The 16,014-nt window shown below is 61.7% G+C and carries 15 protein-coding genes, 2 tRNA genes and 1 other RNA gene; 3 read left to right on the top strand and 15 right to left on the bottom strand.

The genetic code is table 11. The annotated features are described in order from the left end of the window. Positions 1-72 precede the first annotated feature (72 nt). The 6 genes from C8D04_RS01980 to dnaX form a co-directional block, all read right to left on the bottom strand. Positions 73-225 (bottom strand): DUF3096 domain-containing protein, encoded by a 153-nt coding sequence (locus tag C8D04_RS01980; protein ID WP_116003362.1) that lies wholly within the window; start codon positions 223-225, stop codon positions 73-75. A 54-nt stretch (positions 226-279) separates the two neighbouring features. Next, positions 280-1,329 carry an ABC transporter substrate-binding protein gene (locus tag C8D04_RS01975; RefSeq protein ID WP_116005959.1) on the bottom strand — a complete coding sequence of 350 codons (1,050 nt, stop codon included), beginning with the start codon at positions 1,327-1,329 and terminating at the stop codon, positions 280-282. A 125-nt stretch (positions 1,330-1,454) separates the two neighbouring features. Continuing rightward, positions 1,455-1,865, bottom strand: coding sequence for an MAPEG family protein (locus C8D04_RS01970; protein ID WP_116003361.1), 411 nt, complete (start codon positions 1,863-1,865; stop codon positions 1,455-1,457). Positions 1,866-1,941: 76 nt separating this feature from the next. Continuing rightward, a complete protein-coding gene (gene recR, locus C8D04_RS01965) occupies positions 1,942-2,532 on the bottom strand; it encodes a recombination mediator RecR (RefSeq protein WP_116003360.1) in 591 nt (196 codons plus the stop codon). A 15-nt stretch (positions 2,533-2,547) separates the two neighbouring features. Next, a complete protein-coding gene (locus tag C8D04_RS01960) occupies positions 2,548-2,880 on the bottom strand; it encodes a YbaB/EbfC family nucleoid-associated protein (protein ID WP_116003359.1) in 333 nt (110 codons plus the stop codon). Positions 2,881-2,913: 33 nt separating this feature from the next. Next, positions 2,914-4,878 (bottom strand): DNA polymerase III subunit gamma/tau, encoded by a 1,965-nt coding sequence (dnaX, locus tag C8D04_RS01955; RefSeq protein ID WP_116003358.1) that lies wholly within the window; start codon positions 4,876-4,878, stop codon positions 2,914-2,916. Between the two features lie 72 nt (positions 4,879-4,950). On the opposite strand from dnaX, the gene ffs reads away from it, so the two are divergent. Further along, positions 4,951-5,047: signal recognition particle sRNA small type (gene ffs, locus C8D04_RS01950), an RNA gene on the top strand. Positions 5,048-5,257: 210 nt separating this feature from the next. Here ffs and C8D04_RS01945 read toward each other — a convergent pair. The 7 genes from C8D04_RS01945 to uvrC all read right to left on the bottom strand — a co-directional run bounded on the left by C8D04_RS01945 (position 5,258) and on the right by uvrC (position 11,777). Further along, positions 5,258-5,333: transfer RNA gene (locus C8D04_RS01945), tRNA-His, on the bottom strand. A gap of 49 nt (positions 5,334-5,382) precedes the next feature. Further along, positions 5,383-7,302 (bottom strand): SurA N-terminal domain-containing protein, encoded by a 1,920-nt coding sequence (locus tag C8D04_RS01940; protein WP_116003357.1) that lies wholly within the window; start codon positions 7,300-7,302, stop codon positions 5,383-5,385. A gap of 57 nt (positions 7,303-7,359) precedes the next feature. Next, positions 7,360-7,435, bottom strand: a tRNA-Val gene (locus C8D04_RS01935). 16 nt (positions 7,436-7,451) lie between these two features. Beyond that, entirely contained in the window at positions 7,452-7,724 is a 273-nt protein-coding gene (locus tag C8D04_RS01930) for an HU family DNA-binding protein (protein ID WP_116003356.1), read from the bottom strand. A 284-nt stretch (positions 7,725-8,008) separates the two neighbouring features. Further along, positions 8,009-9,094: a tartrate dehydrogenase gene (locus C8D04_RS01925; RefSeq protein WP_116003355.1), complete on the bottom strand. Its 1,086-nt coding sequence runs from the start codon at positions 9,092-9,094 to the stop codon at positions 8,009-8,011. A 122-nt stretch (positions 9,095-9,216) separates the two neighbouring features. Beyond that, positions 9,217-9,783 (bottom strand): CDP-diacylglycerol--glycerol-3-phosphate 3-phosphatidyltransferase, encoded by a 567-nt coding sequence (pgsA, locus tag C8D04_RS01920; RefSeq protein WP_116003354.1) that lies wholly within the window; start codon positions 9,781-9,783, stop codon positions 9,217-9,219. A 53-nt stretch (positions 9,784-9,836) separates the two neighbouring features. After that, on the bottom strand, positions 9,837-11,777 hold the full coding sequence (gene uvrC, locus C8D04_RS01915) for an excinuclease ABC subunit UvrC (protein ID WP_116005958.1): 1,941 nt from the start codon (positions 11,775-11,777) through the stop codon (positions 9,837-9,839). A gap of 113 nt (positions 11,778-11,890) precedes the next feature. On the opposite strand from uvrC, the gene earP reads away from it, so the two are divergent. Next, positions 11,891-12,997, top strand: a complete 1,107-nt coding sequence (earP, locus tag C8D04_RS01910; RefSeq protein ID WP_116003353.1) for an elongation factor P maturation arginine rhamnosyltransferase EarP — start codon at positions 11,891-11,893, stop codon at positions 12,995-12,997. A gap of 140 nt (positions 12,998-13,137) precedes the next feature. After that, positions 13,138-13,692: an elongation factor P gene (gene efp / locus C8D04_RS01905; RefSeq protein WP_116003352.1), complete on the top strand. Its 555-nt coding sequence runs from the start codon at positions 13,138-13,140 to the stop codon at positions 13,690-13,692. 283 nt (positions 13,693-13,975) lie between these two features. On the opposite strand, the gene rimO is transcribed toward efp, so the two are convergent. Together rimO and phaR are read right to left on the bottom strand one after the other, a co-directional pair. Next, complete coding sequence (rimO, locus tag C8D04_RS01900) at positions 13,976-15,367, bottom strand: 30S ribosomal protein S12 methylthiotransferase RimO (RefSeq protein WP_116003351.1); 1,392 nt, start codon at positions 15,365-15,367, stop codon at positions 13,976-13,978. 33 nt (positions 15,368-15,400) lie between these two features. After that, complete coding sequence (phaR, locus tag C8D04_RS01895; protein ID WP_116005957.1) at positions 15,401-15,958, bottom strand: polyhydroxyalkanoate synthesis repressor PhaR; 558 nt, start codon at positions 15,956-15,958, stop codon at positions 15,401-15,403. Positions 15,959-16,014 lie beyond the last annotated feature (56 nt).

Below are 16,014 nucleotides of genomic sequence, written 5' to 3'. Positions count from 1 at the left end.
CGAGGATTTGCAACGCCGCAGACCGCCCGAGGTACGGATGCGCAGCGCGTGAGGGACTTGTTCAGCATTGCCCTAAAGACGCCACTGGTGCAATCCGAGCAAGCCAATGATGCCGATGGCGATCAGGTACAGCGCCACGATGGTGCTGAGCAGGCGCGGGAACACCAGAACCAGGATGCCTGCAATCAGGGAGATCAGGGGAGCAATGCTGAGATGAAGCGTCATAGGGGCAAAAGAGCAAAAGGGTTCATACAATCCGAACCCAGGAGTATCGGCGCATCAGGCGCTGAATTGTTGCTTGGCCTTGCGCGCAAACTCTTGCGTGTAAGCCCGCGCCAGCAAGGAGCGGCGGGCGTCGAGGGTCGGGTCCAGCATGGCCAGGGTTTTCGCAGCGGTCAGCGCCCCTCCCTCGGGCACTAGGCCATCGGGCGAGATGGATTCGCGCACACGGTCCAGCGCAGCCAGAAACAGGCGGCGGTCGCCCATCAAAGACTCCGCAGGAATCACTTTGACAATATCCGCTGGGGCGGCTGTCTGCAGCCACTTGAGCGCGTGCACAACGCCATCAGCCAGCGACTGTGCCCGCGCAGGATACGTTTGTAGAAACTGCGGCAGCGCGGCCAGGCAGCTGCCGGGCAGGCTCCCGCCGAACACGGCCTGCGCACCCGCCAGGCTGCGGGTGTCGTACACCATACGCAACTCGCGGCTGCGCTCCAGCCGGGCCAGGACCGGGGCACCGTGGCACAGCGCCTGCACCTTGCCGGCCCGCAGGGCCGCCACAGCCTGAACCCCATCGCCCACGACCACGAAACCCACCTCCTGCATGCCTACCCCGGCCTGCTCCAGCACCCGGCAGGCCATTGCATGCGCAAGCCCGCCCCATTCGTCCACGCCAATCTTGCAACGGCGCAGATCCTGGGGGGTGCGGTAATGGGGTAATGCGCGGGTCGATACGGCCAGGACCAATTGCGGCGTCCGCGCCTGCAACACCAGCGAACGCACAGCCTGTGAGCGCCCCTGGGAACGCAGGGCCTGCTCGAAACCCATCGCACCCACGTCTGCCACACCTTCCTGCACGGCCTGCAAAGCCAAAGCGTCATTGGGGTAGGAGAGCCAGGTGACATCCACACCCTTGGGTCGAAAATAATCCAACTGGGTCGCAACGGTCAGCGGCAAATGCCGCAGCGCCTGTCCCTCACCACCTCCGACCGCTACCCGCACCCGCGCCGGTGGTGCGGCGGCACGCGCCCACAACGTCGGCAACAGGCCGGCCACCGCCAAGGCAGAGACAGCCCCTAGAGTGCGACGACGGGAAAAGGAGAAAGACACAGCGGGCAATTCAAAATTGGTGCAATGCAGCAATTTTGCCCAAACCCCACGCGCAGCACATCAGGGTGAGCCCGTCAGGATTACTACGTACCGCCGATTTGGCTCAAGCCAGTCACCACTGTTTATTAGCGATAACCAACAAAGAAAATGGCAATGTTCACCAACAAAGCAACGCCCCAGACCGCACTGCGCGCCCTGGGCATGTCGGACACATACATCATGATGTAGAACAGGCGCAGCAGCACATAGAACACGGCCAACAGGTCGAGCACCGTTTGTCCCGCACCAAGCTGGTGCGCCACCAGTACGGCGCCAATGAAGAACGGCAGCGCCTCAAAACTGTTGGCCTGCGCGGCATTGGCCCGGGCCGAGGCGCCTGATTGCTGCGCCAGCCAGGTCCGCGGATCGTGGTTGTCATACCCGCCTTGGGAGCGCTTCTTGCCAAAGCTCCCCCGCTTGGCAAGGACAGAACACAGCAAGGGCAGCATCGCCGCCACGAAAACGCACCAATAGGCAACGGTGAAATGGGGCAGCATGGCTGTACTCCTGGCATTCAAAAAGGCTTCAAACGCTTAACTGTCAAGCGGCAATAGCTATTGTATCAATAGCACATCAGCGGCGATCGGCCAAGGCATGGGCGATGGTCCCCAAGTCCACGTATTCCAACTCACTGCCCACGGGTACCCCCCGCGCCAGGCGCGTGACGGTCAGGCCACGGGCCTTGAGCGCCTCGCCAATCACATAGGCTGTGGTTTCACCCTCGGCAGTGAAATTGGTGGCCAAAATGACCTCTTGCACCACACCGTCGGTGGCGCGCTCCAGGAGCTTTTGCACACCAATGTCCTTTGGGCCCACGCCATCGAGCGGCGACAACCGCCCCATGAGCACAAAATAAAGCCCTTGAAAGGCCCCAGTGCGCTCCAGTGCCGATTGGTCGGCTGGAGTTTCCACCACGCACAGCCGCGTCGCATCACGCCCCGGGTCAAGGCAGGCATCACACACCTCGGCCTCCGTGAAAGTATGGCAGCGCGTGCAATGCTTCACATGGTCTGCCGCATGCGCCAAGGCCTGCGCCAGCACCTGGGCCCCTGCACGGTCGTGCTGCAGCAAATGGAAAGCCATGCGCGCAGCCGACTTCACCCCCACCCCCGGCAGCCGTCGCAGGGCCTGGACCAGCACCTCAAGCGCGTTGGTGGTCGACATGAAAACCAGAATCCGTCAAAAAGGGAATTTCATTCCGCCAGGCAAACCGGGCATGCCCTGGGTCAGCTTACCCATCTTCTCGGCCGAGGTGTCCTCGGCCTTGCGCACTGCGGCATTGAACGCGGCAGCCACCAAATCTTCGAGCATGTCTTTGTCTTCGGCCAACAGGCTCGGATCAATGGTGACGCGCTTGACGTCGTGCTTGCAGGTCATCAGCACTTTCACCAATCCGGCGCCCGCCTCGGCTTCGACCTCGATGTGGGCCAGCTCGTCCTGCGCTTTCTTGAGGTTGTCCTGCATGGCCTGCGCCTGCTTCATGAGACCGGCGAGTTGTCCTTTGTTGAACATGGAAAGAGTCCTTTCGTGATGGGAAATAAGGGATCAGAGGGGCTGAATGCTGCCGGGCACAATGCGGGCGTCAAACTCGCGCACCATGGTCTGTACGAAGGGATCGTTCATGACGATGTCGAGCGCACGCTGCTGGCGTTCGTTCTCAAGGGCGGCATTGCGACGGGCGGGGCTGTCGATGACCACACCCAACTCCACGCTGATGCGCTGCGCGTGGCCCGCCGCAGCCAAAGCACCGCGCAAGCGCTCGCGCGTGGTCGGTTGATTCAGAGATTCGCGCTCCACGCGCAACAGCCAGTGGTCACCATCGCGGGCCACCAATTGCGCCTGCAGAGCAAGTTCGCGCACCAGCGCGGTGATCGCCTCGCTGGCGACCAACTGCTGCACCGTGGCGTGCCATATTTCGCCCTCTTCAGTCGGTGTGAAACGCGCCGCAGCGCCGCGCCCTTCTCCACTGGCCTGGGCTTGCAGGCGTGCACCCGGTTCGGGCGTCTGGCGTACAGGAATCGCAACGACGGTCGGGACTGGTTCGGCAGGTGCAGGCCCAGATACCGCCCCTGCGTCCGCAGCCACGCCCTCCACAATACGCGCGGGCAGCACCTGCGCTGGGGGTGAAGGCAGCGCCGACACGGCCATGGGCGCCGCAGCTACCGTTGACTCCACCGAAGAAGCATTTACTATCAAAACAGTAGCTAACGACGCTTTATCAGCGGTCGCGAAAGCCTGTTTTTCTCCATATTCTGGTGCCTCTGAAACCATGTACTCAGAGACTGGCGCAGATCCCTGCGCAGCGGCGGGCGCGGCCACCGGTGCTGTAGAAATCGCCGGTGATGGCGTTAACGCGGGACGGTCAGGCTGCGACAGTGTTTTTTTTTCCAGGGCGCCGCCTACAGGCTTGAAAGCCAGCAGGCGCAGCAACACCATGGTGAGCGCCGCATATTCGTCGGGGGCCAGACCCAGGTCACCACGCCCATGCAGGCAGATGCTGTAAAGCAACTGGGTCTCGTCAGCCGGCAACAATGCCGCCAGGCGTGCCGTTTCAGCAGCATCGGGGTCTTCGGCGTCGGTCGGCCTTCCTTCCATGCCCGGAACCGCCTGCAGCACGGCCATGCGCTGCAGCACGGTCGCCATGTCCTCCAGCGTCGAGGCCGCCGACAAGCCATTGAGGCGCAGCACATCCACAGTTTCGACCACCGTCCGGCCATCGCCTTGCGCCAACGCATCCATCAGCCGGAACACATAGCTGCGGTCCACGCTGCCCAGCATCTGGCGCACAGCTGCTTCTTCGATCTGTCCACAACCAAAAGCAATGGCCTGATCGGTCAGGGACAGCGCATCGCGCATCGAGCCACGCGCCGCCTGTGCCAGCAGGCGCAATGCCTGGGGTTCAGCCGCCACGTTTTCGGCCTGCAACACCTGCACAAGATGCTCCCGCACGGTTTCAGGCGCCATGGGACGCAGGTTGAACTGCAGGCAGCGGCTGAGCACCGTGACCGGCACCTTCTGCGGGTCGGTCGTAGCCAAAACAAATTTCAGGTACTCGGGCGGCTCCTCCAGCGTTTTCAGCATGGCATTGAAAGCGGTGTTGGTCAGCATGTGCACCTCATCGATCATGAAGACCTTGAAGCGCCCTTGCACCGGCTTGTACACCGCTTGCTCCAGCAAGCTCTGCACCTCGTCCACACCCCGATTGGAAGCTGCATCCAGCTCGGTGTAATCCACAAAGCGGCCGCTGTCGATGTCCCGGCACGCCTGGCATTGTCCGCACGGTGTGGCTGTGATGCCACCTTGCCCATCCAGCCCCTGGCAATTGAGCGACTTGGCCAGGATGCGCGACACCGTGGTCTTGCCCACGCCCCGCGTTCCCGTGAACAGGTAGGCATGGTGCAGCCGCTGCTGGGTAAGTGCGTTGGTCAGGGCCTGCACCACGTGCTGCTGCCCCACCATCTCGGTGAAGTTGCGCGGACGGTACTTGCGGGCGAGCACGAGGTAAGACATCGGGGCGATTCTACGGGCTGCGCAAGCCCCGCGGGCTCAAACGGTACGCCAAGTCAGCGTACAATCGACCCTGACGGGCCTCCCCGCATGGTGAAGCGGCCAACCGGGTCAGGTGGGGAACCAAGCAGCCCTAACTGTGGAGCCAGTGCCGGGGGTAAGGCTCGTCAACTTCTTCTGGCTTTCACCAGCCATCCATCAGCAGCCCTCTCGTGGCTGCGGTGCCTGCAGCTCAGCTCCAGCGGCCAAGCGCATCATCCCCACGATCCAAAGACAATTCCCTCTTGGAGTGCAACCCTGTTTTGGGGGTGCAGAATCCTGAGCAAATACCACCAACAAAAAAAACCCGAACTTCTTTCGAAATTCGGGTTTTTCTTTTACTTGGGGTGGCTGATGGGGCTCGAACCCACGACAACAGGAATCACAATCCTGGACTCTACCAACTGAGCTACAGCCACCGTAGCTTTAAATTATAACCTGTAAATAGATGCCTTCCGCACTAGTACATCATTTTTCGGCGCCAGCCGGTGCCGGGCGTGGCACCTTGACCTGCGCTTTGTAGCGCTGCTTGAGCGTTTCATAGTAGGCAAGGCCTTCGGCCTCCGACCACCACTGTACGTATTGCTGGTGGCGCTGCGCATTGACTTGCGGCTCGGGCGTGACCTGGGGCAGTACGCGGTTGACCTTGGCTACCACGTAGCCCATGTCGCCCATGTCCACACCGGTCCATGCAGGCAGTTCGTCCGCACGAACGCTCAAAACGGCATCCACCACCGCACGTGGCTGGTTTTGGGGCTGGTCACGCGCGACCACAGTCGGTGCGGAAAGGCCCGTTGCGCTGCCGGCCTTCTCTGCCCACGCTGCGCGCTTGGATTCACCTTCCTTGCGCGCCAGTTCTGCAGATTTTTCGGCGACATAACGCTGGCGTACCTGGGTTTGCACTTCATCGAACGCCAGTGTGCGCGCTGGGGTGTACTCCGTAACCCGGCCTGCAACCATCTGGCTAGGGCCAAACTCCACGGCTTCGGTGTTGCGCTTGTTCTCCAGAGAATCCGACGAGAACAGGGCCTCCAGGAATTTGGGGTTGGCCAAGGCACCCGCGACTCCGAGCGCTGGCGTGCGTACCACGCCCTTAGCGGTCTGGATCTTCAGCTTCAGTTTGTCCGCCACAGGCTGCAGGCTATCGGACTGCTCATAGACCGTATTGGTGAAAGACTCGGCCACCTCAGCAAACTTGCGTTGCGCCTGCTGCTGCTTCAACTCGGCTTCCATGCTCGGACGCAATTCGTCGAAAGTGGGGGTGCGCGGTGCTTTGATGTCCGTCAGTTGGATGACGTGGTACCCGAAATCGCTCTCCACCACATCGCTGATGTCACCTTTATTCAAGGCAAAAGCGGCATCTTCAAAGGGCTTGACCATAGCGCCCCGTGCAAAGAAGCCCAGGTCACCACCTTGTGTGGCCGACCCCGAATCCTGGGAATTCTTTTTGGCCAAATCAGCGAAGGCGCCAGGGGTCTTGCGCGCCTGCTCGAGCAATTCGGTGGCGCGTGCGCGGGCCTTTTCGCGCTCAGCCGCTGGGGCATCCTTGCCCGCAGTAATCAAGATGTGGCTGGCACGGCGCTCTTCTTTGCCGGCCATGCGCGCCGCGTTTTCCTTGTAGTAGGTGCGCAGGTCGTCTTCGTTGAGCACCATGCCGGCGCGCAGACTCTCGAGGTCTAGCACTACATACTCCACCGTGGCCTGCTCGGCCTGCTGGAACTGGTCGGAGTGCTCCTTGTAGTAGGCCTGCAATTGCTCGCCGGAGGGTTTGACCTGGCCGGCGAAATCGGCTGGCTTGAACCATGCCACCTGGATCTCGCGCTGCTGGAACAGCGGGCCGATGGCTGCATTGGTTTGCGCATCCGTGGCAAAACTGGTGCTCATGACCCCACCGAGCACCTGGCTCACGGCCAGGTCACGCCGCATGGTGGCTTCAAAGCCTTCCGGTGTCATGCCCTGGGTGGCGACCAGGGCACGATAACCTTCGCTGTCCAAGGAGCCATCGGGCTTGCGCAGCGCCGCGATTTGCGGAATTTCCTGCAGGCTGCGAGCCAGACGGGCGTCACTGGTCGCCAGGTGCATCTTCTGCGCAGCGATTTGCAGGACGCGATCCCGCACCATGCGCTCCAACGTGGCATAGCGCGCCTCAGGTGAATCGAGCAGCTTGGCATCCATCGTGGGCTGCTGCGACCGCATGCGATCCGACTCCATTTTGTGGGCGGAATCCCATTCCGCTTGCGTGATGTCATGGCCATCAACACGGGCAACTACCGGGCTGCTGCCGGAGAAGTAGCTACTGTCGATACCGACAAGCACGAACGAGGGAATGATCAGCAAGAACAGCAAGAACATAGCGATCTTGGTGTGCTTGCGGATGGATTCAAACATGGTCAATCTTTCTGTGACATAAAACAAAAGGCGAACTTTCGTTCGCCTTTGCATCGGTGGTGGGTGCTGACGGGTTCGAACCGCCGACCTACGCCTTGTAAGGGCGCCGCTCTACCAACTGAGCTAAGCACCCCACCGTTAACTTGCCATCAGTTCAAGGCATCCTTCAATGCCTTACCTGGACGGAACTTCGGAACTTTAGCAGCCTTGATTTTAATCGCATCGCCCGTACGGGGATTGCGACCCGTGCGCGCGGCACGCTTGCCCACGGCAAAGGTGCCAAAACCGACGAGTGAAACAGTACCGCCCTTTTTCAGCGTCTTCTTCACGGCTTCGATCGTGGCCTCCAGTGCCCGCGCAGCCGCAGCCTTGGAGATATCGGCATTGTTCGCAATATGCTCAATCAGTTCGGTTTTGTTCACAAGAAGCCTCTCGGGAAAAATGGTTGGATTGTCTCTGGATGGTCTGGTCACCATACGCCAATGGGCTCTTAAGCGGCATTGTGGTGGCGAATGATTGACTGGTGGGCACAGCAGGCGCCGCCGTGTCAGATTAAAGCCATCGACTCTCCGGGTGTCAATACAAGGGGCCGGAATGCAACGGCGTTGCGGGCAATTCTAGACGCATTTATGGCACCCATTGCCCTTGCGTGCGTTTTTTGACACCTCTGCCACGCTTGGCATCTTTACGGATTGACAACGCGCTTTCACAGTGCATTGGCAATGGCGCGCCCCAGATCCTGCGTGGACGCCCGACCACCCAGGTCCGGTGTTCGGGGGCCGTCCGCACGGGGATCCAGTACGGTTTCGATGGCGGCCAGGATCGCATCGTGCGCGGCCCGGTAACCCAGAAAGTCGAGCATGAGCGCTCCACACCAGATCTGGCCAATGGGATTGGCAATGCCCTGGCCCGCAATGTCCGGCGCTGAGCCATGCACAGGCTCAAAAAGCGAAGGGAACAAACGGTCTGGATTGAGGTTGGCGCTGGGCGCAATGCCAATCGTGCCGGTGCAGGCGGGCCCCAGGTCCGACAGGATGTCGCCAAACAGGTTGCTGGCCACCACCACATCAAACTGATCGGGCCGCTGCACGAAGTGCGCCGTCAGAATGTCGATGTGGAACTTGTCCACCCGTACTTCAGGGTAGTGCCGCGCCATCTCGGCCACACGCTCGTCCCAGTAGGGCATGGTGATGGCGATACCGTTGGACTTGGTGGCACTGGTCAGGTGTTTTTTCGGGCGCGCTTGCGCCAGATCAAACGCATAGCGGAGCACGCGGTCCACGCCATGGCGGGTCATCACGGTTTCCTGCAGAACGATCTCTCGCGGAGTGCCCTCGAACATGCGCCCGCCAATGCTGGAATATTCGCCTTCGGTGTTTTCACGCACGATGAGCATATCGATCTCACCTGGCAGGCGCGCACTGCCGTCTCGCCGCACCACAGGTGCCGTGATGCCCGGCATGAGGCGGGCCGGGCGTAGGTTCACGTACTGGTCGAACTCGCGCCTGAACAGCAACAGAGAGCCCCACAGCGAGATGTGATCCGGGATTTTCTCGGGCCAGCCTACGGCGCCAAAGTAGATGGCATCGTGGCCGCCGATCTGCGCCTTCCAATCGTCGGGCAGCATCTTGCCGTGGCGTTCAAAATAATCCCAACTGGCGAAGTCGAAATGGTCGAATCGCAGGTCGATGCCCTGTTTGCGGGCCACGGCGTCGAGCACCCGCAACCCCTCGGGAACGACCTCTTTGCCAATACCATCTCCGGCCACAACGGCAATGCGGTGCGTGGGCATGGAATACTCCTCTATTGATAGCTGCTTGCGCTTATCCATCAAGCGCTCAAGGCTGATTTCGCTTTAAAACTGTTGAGAACTGAGCGGAGCAACCCAGCCAAGGGCGCTTTCAGCCGCGTTGACTACTTCACGCGGGCGCGGATTTCCGGCAAGGCCTTTTGCAGGTAATACACCATGGACCACACCGTGAGCACTGCCGCAATCCAGATCAGCCAGGTGCCCCAAACGCCGGTGTCGATGCGCTCGAACACGCGCCCGTCGTAGAGCAAGAAGGGGATGGCCACCATCTGCACCGTGGTCTTGAGTTTGCCCAGCATGTGCACGGCCACGCTCCTGCTGGCACCGATTTGTGCCATCCATTCGCGCAGGGCCGAGATGGCAATTTCGCGCCCGATGATGATGAGCGCCACGAACACATCAGTCCGCTGCAGGTGCACCAGCACCAGCAGCGAGGCGCAGACAAGGAACTTGTCGGCCACGGGATCGAGAAAGGCGCCGAAGGCCGAAGTCTGGTTGAGTTTGCGGGCCAAAAAACCATCGAGCCAGTCGGTGGCCGCGAACACCACGAACATCACCGTGGCGATGAGGTTGCGCATCGCCGGGTCCAGTGGCAGGTAGAACACCCCCACGATCAAAGGTATCGCGACGATGCGCGTCCAGGTCATGATGGTGGGAATGGTCCAGAACATGGCTGCGATTGTGTCACGCCCCAGCGCCCTTGGCGTCAGGCATTGCGGCCTTGTCAGCGCAGCGCGCGGTAAATCTCTTCGGCCAGCTCGTGCGAGATTCCGTCTACCGTGGCCAGGTCGGCTACGCTGGCCTCGGCCACGCCGCGCACGCCACCAAAGCGCTGCAGCAGGCGCGCACGTTTTTTCGGCCCGATGCCGGGAATATCTTCCAGCCGACTGCCGCCCACCCGCACCTTGGCGCGCGCTGCGCGCATGCCAGTGATGGCAAAGCGGTGCGCTTCGTCGCGGATCTGCGCGACGAGCATCAGCGCAGCGGAATCCTTGCCCAGGTACACCTTCTCGCGCCCGTCGGCAAACACCAGTTCTTCCAGGCCGATCTTGCGGCCTTCGCCTTTTTCTACGCCAATGATGCGCGTGACATCCAGCCCCAGGGCGGTGAACACCTCGCGCGCCATGGACACCTGGCCCTTGCCGCCATCGACCAGCACCAGGTCGGGCAAGCGTGCCTGCGCCCCCGTGGGCTCGGCGCCGCCTGCTTCGCGCTGCGCCTCGGCCACCTTGCTGTAGCGACGTTCGAGCACCTGGCGCATCGCAGCGTAGTCATCCCCGCCGGTAATGCCCTCGATCTTGTACCGGCGGTATTCGCTGCCCTGCATCTTGTGGTGATGGAACACCACGCACGAGGCTTGGGTTGACTCGCCCGCCGTGTGCGAGATGTCGAAACATTCGATGGTGAGCTGGTCCAGATCTTCCCCCGGCAGGTCCAGCGCCTCGGCCAGCGCCCGCGTGCGGGCCTGTTGCGAGCCTTCCTCGGCCAGCAGCCGGGCCAACTGCAGCTCGGCATTCTTTTCCGCCATGTCCAGCCACGCACGGCGCTGCGCCCTGGGCTGGTGCACCGCTCCCACCTGCACGCCGCATTGCTCCGACAAGGCCTGCAGCAGCCCTTTGTCCACCGCCTCGGTGGTCACCAACACCGGCGGCACAGGCACCCCAATGTAGTGCTGCGCAATAAATGCATGCAGTACCAGGGCTTCCACCGGACGGTCTGGCATGGCGGCGTCTTCGGCCTCGAAAACAGCGGCGGCATCTTCCACATGCACGGGAAAATAGGCCCGGTCGCCCAGGTGCCTCCCGCCGCGCACCATCGCCAGGTTCACGCACGCGCGGCCCCCTTGCACCTTCACGGCCAGGATGTCCACGTCCTTGTCGGAAACGGTTTCGATGGACTGCTGGTGCAGCACACGCGCCAGTGCCGTGATCTGGTTGCGCAGTTCGGCCGCCTGCTCAAACTCGAGACGTTCGGCGTGCGCCATCATGCGCGACTCCAGCGTCTGCAACAGCGCCTGTGTTTCGCCGCGCAAAAGCGCCTCGGCGTGCGCCACGTCCTGTGCATAGGCTTCGGGCGAGACCAGACCCACGCACGGGGCCGTGCAGCGCTTGATTTGGTACAGCAGGCAGGGCCGGGTCCGATTGGCAAACACCGTGTCTTCGCAGGTACGCAGGCGAAACACCTTTTGCAGCAGCTGGATGGTCTCCTTGACAGCCCAGGCACTGGGGTACGGCCCGAAATAGCGGTGCCGCCGGTCGATGGCGCCCCGGTAATAGGCCATGCGGGGAAACTGCTGGCCCGGCGCATCGCCCTGGCCATCCTTGGAAGCCACGCCCGTGATCTTCAGGTAGGGATAACTCTTGTCGTCGCGGAACAGGATGTTGTACCGGGGGTTCAACGACTTGATGAGGTTGTTCTCCAGCAGCAGCGCCTCGGCCTCGGAGCGCACCACGGTGGTCTCCATGCGCACGATCTTGCCCACCATGTGGCCGATGCGCGTGCCGCCATGGGTTTTCTGGAAATAGCTGGACACCCGTTTTTTCAGATTGCGCGCCTTGCCCACGTAAAGAAGCGCGTCCTCGGCGTCGAAATAGCGATAGACGCCGGGCAGCGGAGGTAGCGCGGCCACCTGGGCCAGCAGTTCGTCGGAATGCAGATCGGGCATCGCGCCTATTGTGGCGCCACACACGGCGCCACCCTGGCCACGGGGGTACTTCACCAACCCCCACCCACCTGCGCCGCGCCTGCGGTACGACAATGCCCCGACAATGCGCCCCTATGCCACCTCTGTACTGGGACATTTTTTGCCAAGTCATCGACAACCACGGCGATATTGGCGTGTGCTGGCGACTGGCCAGCCAGCTCGCCGGCCACGGCCACGCCGTGCGCCTGTGGGTGGACGATGCATCTGCCTTGGAGTGGATGGCCCCCGCTGGCGCACCAGGCGTGGAACTGCGCGACTGGGCCTGCCCGCTTGGAACCGGCGACGCCGCGCCCGACGTGCTGGTGGAGGCCTTTGGCTGCGACATTCGACCGGATTTCATCGCAGCCTGCGCAGACCGGGTCAGCGCTGGCGCCCGCAAACCCGTATGGATCAACCTGGAATACCTCTCGGCCGAAAACTGGGTGCCACGCCACCACACCCTGCCCAGCCCGGTAATGCAGGGCCCCGCAGTCGGCTGGACCAAGTGGTTTTTTTATCCGGGCTTCACCCCTGACACTGGGGGGCTGCTGCGCGAGCCCGGTCTGCTGGAGCGCCAGGCACGCTTTGACGCCGCAGCATGGCGCAGCCAGCACTCTGGCGCCCCGATCGATGCGAAGGAACACTGGATTTCGCTGTTCTGCTACGAGCCGGCAGCCCTGCCCGCCCTGCTGGCACAGAGCACGAAACAACCGACACACTTGCTGGTCACCCCTGGTCGCGCGGCCCAGGCTACGCGCATGGCCTTGCCGAAGGCTTTGAATGAAACAAGCCGCCAGGGCTTACCCATCAATCGCGAGCAGCTATCAATTTCATATCTGCCGTACTGCACCCAAGCAGCCTTTGACGAAATGCTCTGGGCCAGCGACCTCAATTGCGTACGCGGCGAAGACTCGTTGGTGCGTGCGCTGTGGGCAGGGCGCCCGCTGGTCTGGCAAATCTACCCCCAGCACGACAACGCGCACCACGACAAACTGCACGCCTTTCTGGACTGGCTGCAGGCTCCCGCCTCGCTGCGGCAGTTCCATGCCGCTTGGAACGCAATCGGCGATGCGCCGCTGGTTTTGCCAGACGCATCCACGCTGACGGAATGGGCCCTGTGCGTGCAGTCCGCGCGGGCCCGCTTACTGGAGCAAGACGACCTGGTGACGCACATTTTGGGGTTCGTTTACGAAAAACGGTAAAATCCAAGGCTTTGCGCAAAATGCTGTGATCCACTGGCACAGCGACCCTCGCGCATTCCCGCCGCGGAACATGCGTCGGCACAGCAGTCCATCGGGCTGCAGGCCTGCGCATTGAGCGGCCCCAACCCAGGCAATATGCTATGAAAATCGCTCAAGAAATCCGCGCCGGCAACGTCATCATGCACGGCAAAGACCCCATGGTTGTGCTCAAGACAGAGTACTCGCGCGGCGGCCGCAACTCAGCCACCGTGCGCATGAAGCTCAAGAGCCTGATCGCCAACTTCGGCACCGAAGTCGTGTTCAAGGCCGACGACAAGATGGACCAGGTCATTCTGGACAAGAAGGACTGCACCTACTCCTACTTCGCCGACCCGATGTACGTGTGCATGGACGAAGAGTTCAACCAGTACGAAGTGGAAGCCGAAAACATGGGCGACTCGCTCAATTACCTCGAAGACGGCATGGCCGTGGAAGTGGTGTTCTATGACGGCAAGGCCATCTCGGTCGAACTGCCCACCAGCGTCGAGCGCGAAATCACCTGGACCGAGCCCGCTGTCAAGGGCGACACGTCCGGCAAGGTGCTCAAGCCCGCCAAGATCGCCACCGGCTTTGAAGTGCCCGTGCCCCTGTTTGTCTCGCAAGGCGACAAGATCGAAATCGACACCCGCACGGGCGAATACCGCAAGCGCGTGTAATTATTCTGTTTCCAAATCATTCGTGCCTAGGCGCGAAGCCTACGATCAGTGCTATTGCACGGCAAGGCGAAGCAACAACAACACGGATGGTTTAGAAATGGAATTACGCCCTGCGCCCGCCACGGGCGGCAAAAACAAAAAAGGCTTCCCGAGGGAAGCCTTTTTTATGGGCACTGCGCTGATAAGCGCTATGGAAAAATGAGCTAGTAGCGCTTTTCATGCAAAGGATTCACTGTTAAAACAGGTCGAAATCCACTGCCATCAAGCGCGACTAGCTCACTTTTTAGATGGGTTGCGCCACCAAGTCGTGGCCTTGCACGCCGACGATGCGGGCCTTGGTGAATTCGCCCACTTTCATGGTCTTGCTGATCTTCTCGGGCGGCAGCAGGCGCACGGTGCCGTCGATCTCGGGCGCATCGGCGTAGCTGCGGCCCACGCCCCCCTTGCGCCCCAGGCCCGGAGCCGAATCCACCAGCACCTGCATGGTCGCGCCCACGCGGCGCTGCAGCTTGGCAATCGAGACCTCCTCGGCCACCGCCATGAAGCGTGCCCGGCGTGCCTCACGCTCCTCCAGTGGCAGCATGCCGGGCAGCTTGTTGGCCTCGGCACCCGTGACGTCGCTGTAGGCAAAGCAACCGGCGCGGTCAATTTGCGCCTCGCGTATGAAGTCCAGCAGGTGCTGAAATTCTTCCTCGGTCTCGCCGGGGAATCCGGCGATGAAGGTGCTGCGGATCACGATGTCGGGACAGGCTTCGCGCCAGCGCTGGATGCGCTCCAGGTTCTTCTCGCCGCTGGCCGGACGCTTCATGCGGCGCAGCACATCGGGATGGCTGTGCTGGAAAGGTACGTCCAGGTACGGCAGCACCCGGCCCTGCGCCATGAGCGGGATGATCTCGTCCACGCTCGGGTAGGGATACACGTAATGCAAACGCACCCAGGCGCCATAAGGCTCTGCCATTTCGCCCAGCGACTGCACCAGTTCCAGCAGACGGGTCTTGACGGGCTTGCCGTCCCAGAAGCCGGTGCGGTACTTCACGTCCACGCCATAGGCCGAGGTGTCCTGGCTGATGATCAGCAGCTCTTTCACGCCGCCCTCGAACAGCGCCTTGGCCTCCTTCAGCACGTCGCCAATGGGGCGCGAGACGAGGTCGCCGCGCATCGAGGGGATGATGCAGAAGGTGCAGCGGTGGTTGCAGCCTTCGCTGATCTTGAGGTAGGCGTAGTGGCGCGGCGTGAGCTTGATACCGGCCACGCCCATGGCACCGGGTACCAGGTCAATAAAGGGATCGTGCGGCTTGGGCAGGTTGTGGTGCACGGCATCCATCACCTCCTGCGTGGCCTGCGGGCCGGTCACGGCCAGCACGCTCGGGTGCATTTGCTGCACCATATTGCCGCCGTCCTTGCCCGCACGCGCCCCCAGGCAGCCGGTGACGATGACCTTGCCATTCTCGGCCAGGGCCTCGCCAATGGTGTCCAGGCTTTCCTTGACGGCGTCGTCGATGAAACCGCAGGTATTGACGATAACCAGATCCGCGCCTTCAAACGTCTTGGCGGTCTCGTAGCCCTCTGCGCTGAGCTGGGTGAGGATGAGTTCGGAGTCGGTCAGGTTCTTGGGGCAGCCCAGGCTGACAAAACCGACCTTGGGAATTTTCGTGGGGGAGGAGACTTCAGTCATCCCCGTATTGTCCCAGTATTGCGAAACCAGTGATCAGCGCTTGAGTCCCAGCACGCCCATCATCTGCTCGGTCTGTTTCTGCATCTGTTCCTGCATCTGCGTGAACATGTTGCGCGACTGATCGGCATAACTGCCCATCAGCCCCTGCACCATGGGCGACTGCGCGCCCATGAACTGGGACCACATCTCCGGGGTCACGCTTTGCGATTGTTCCTTCAGGCGGGTCTGCATGTCGGTGAACATTTGCACGTTCTTTTCCAGATAGCTGCCCATGAAGCCCTGCATGGCATGGCCATAGAAGCGGATGATGTTGGCCAGCACGGCCTCGGTGAACATGGGCGCGCCGCCCGCCTCTTCTTCCAGAATGATCTGCAGCAGGATGCTGCGCGTGATGTCTTCGCCCGTCTTGGCATCGCGCACCACCACGGGCTCGCTGGCCATCACCAGATTTTTGACTTCCGCCAGGGTGATGTACGAAGAGGTCGTGGTGTCATAGAGGCGCCGATTGGGGTATTTTTTGATGACCCGCTGGGCTTGCTTGGGGGCTGGCGCGGCATTTTGTTCTTGCACTGTGGAGTCTCCTCGGGCCATCGCGCCCATGTATTGCACTGCAGCAGATTTTAGGCGGGTGACTCTATCGCCCCGCG

Origin of the sequence: Simplicispira sp. 125 (assembly GCF_003096555.1) — a bacterium.
GTDB lineage: Bacteria > Pseudomonadota > Gammaproteobacteria > Burkholderiales > Burkholderiaceae_C > Simplicispira.
Note: the sequence above shows the minus strand (reverse complement) of the source record. Positions and strands in the feature narration are given on the sequence as shown.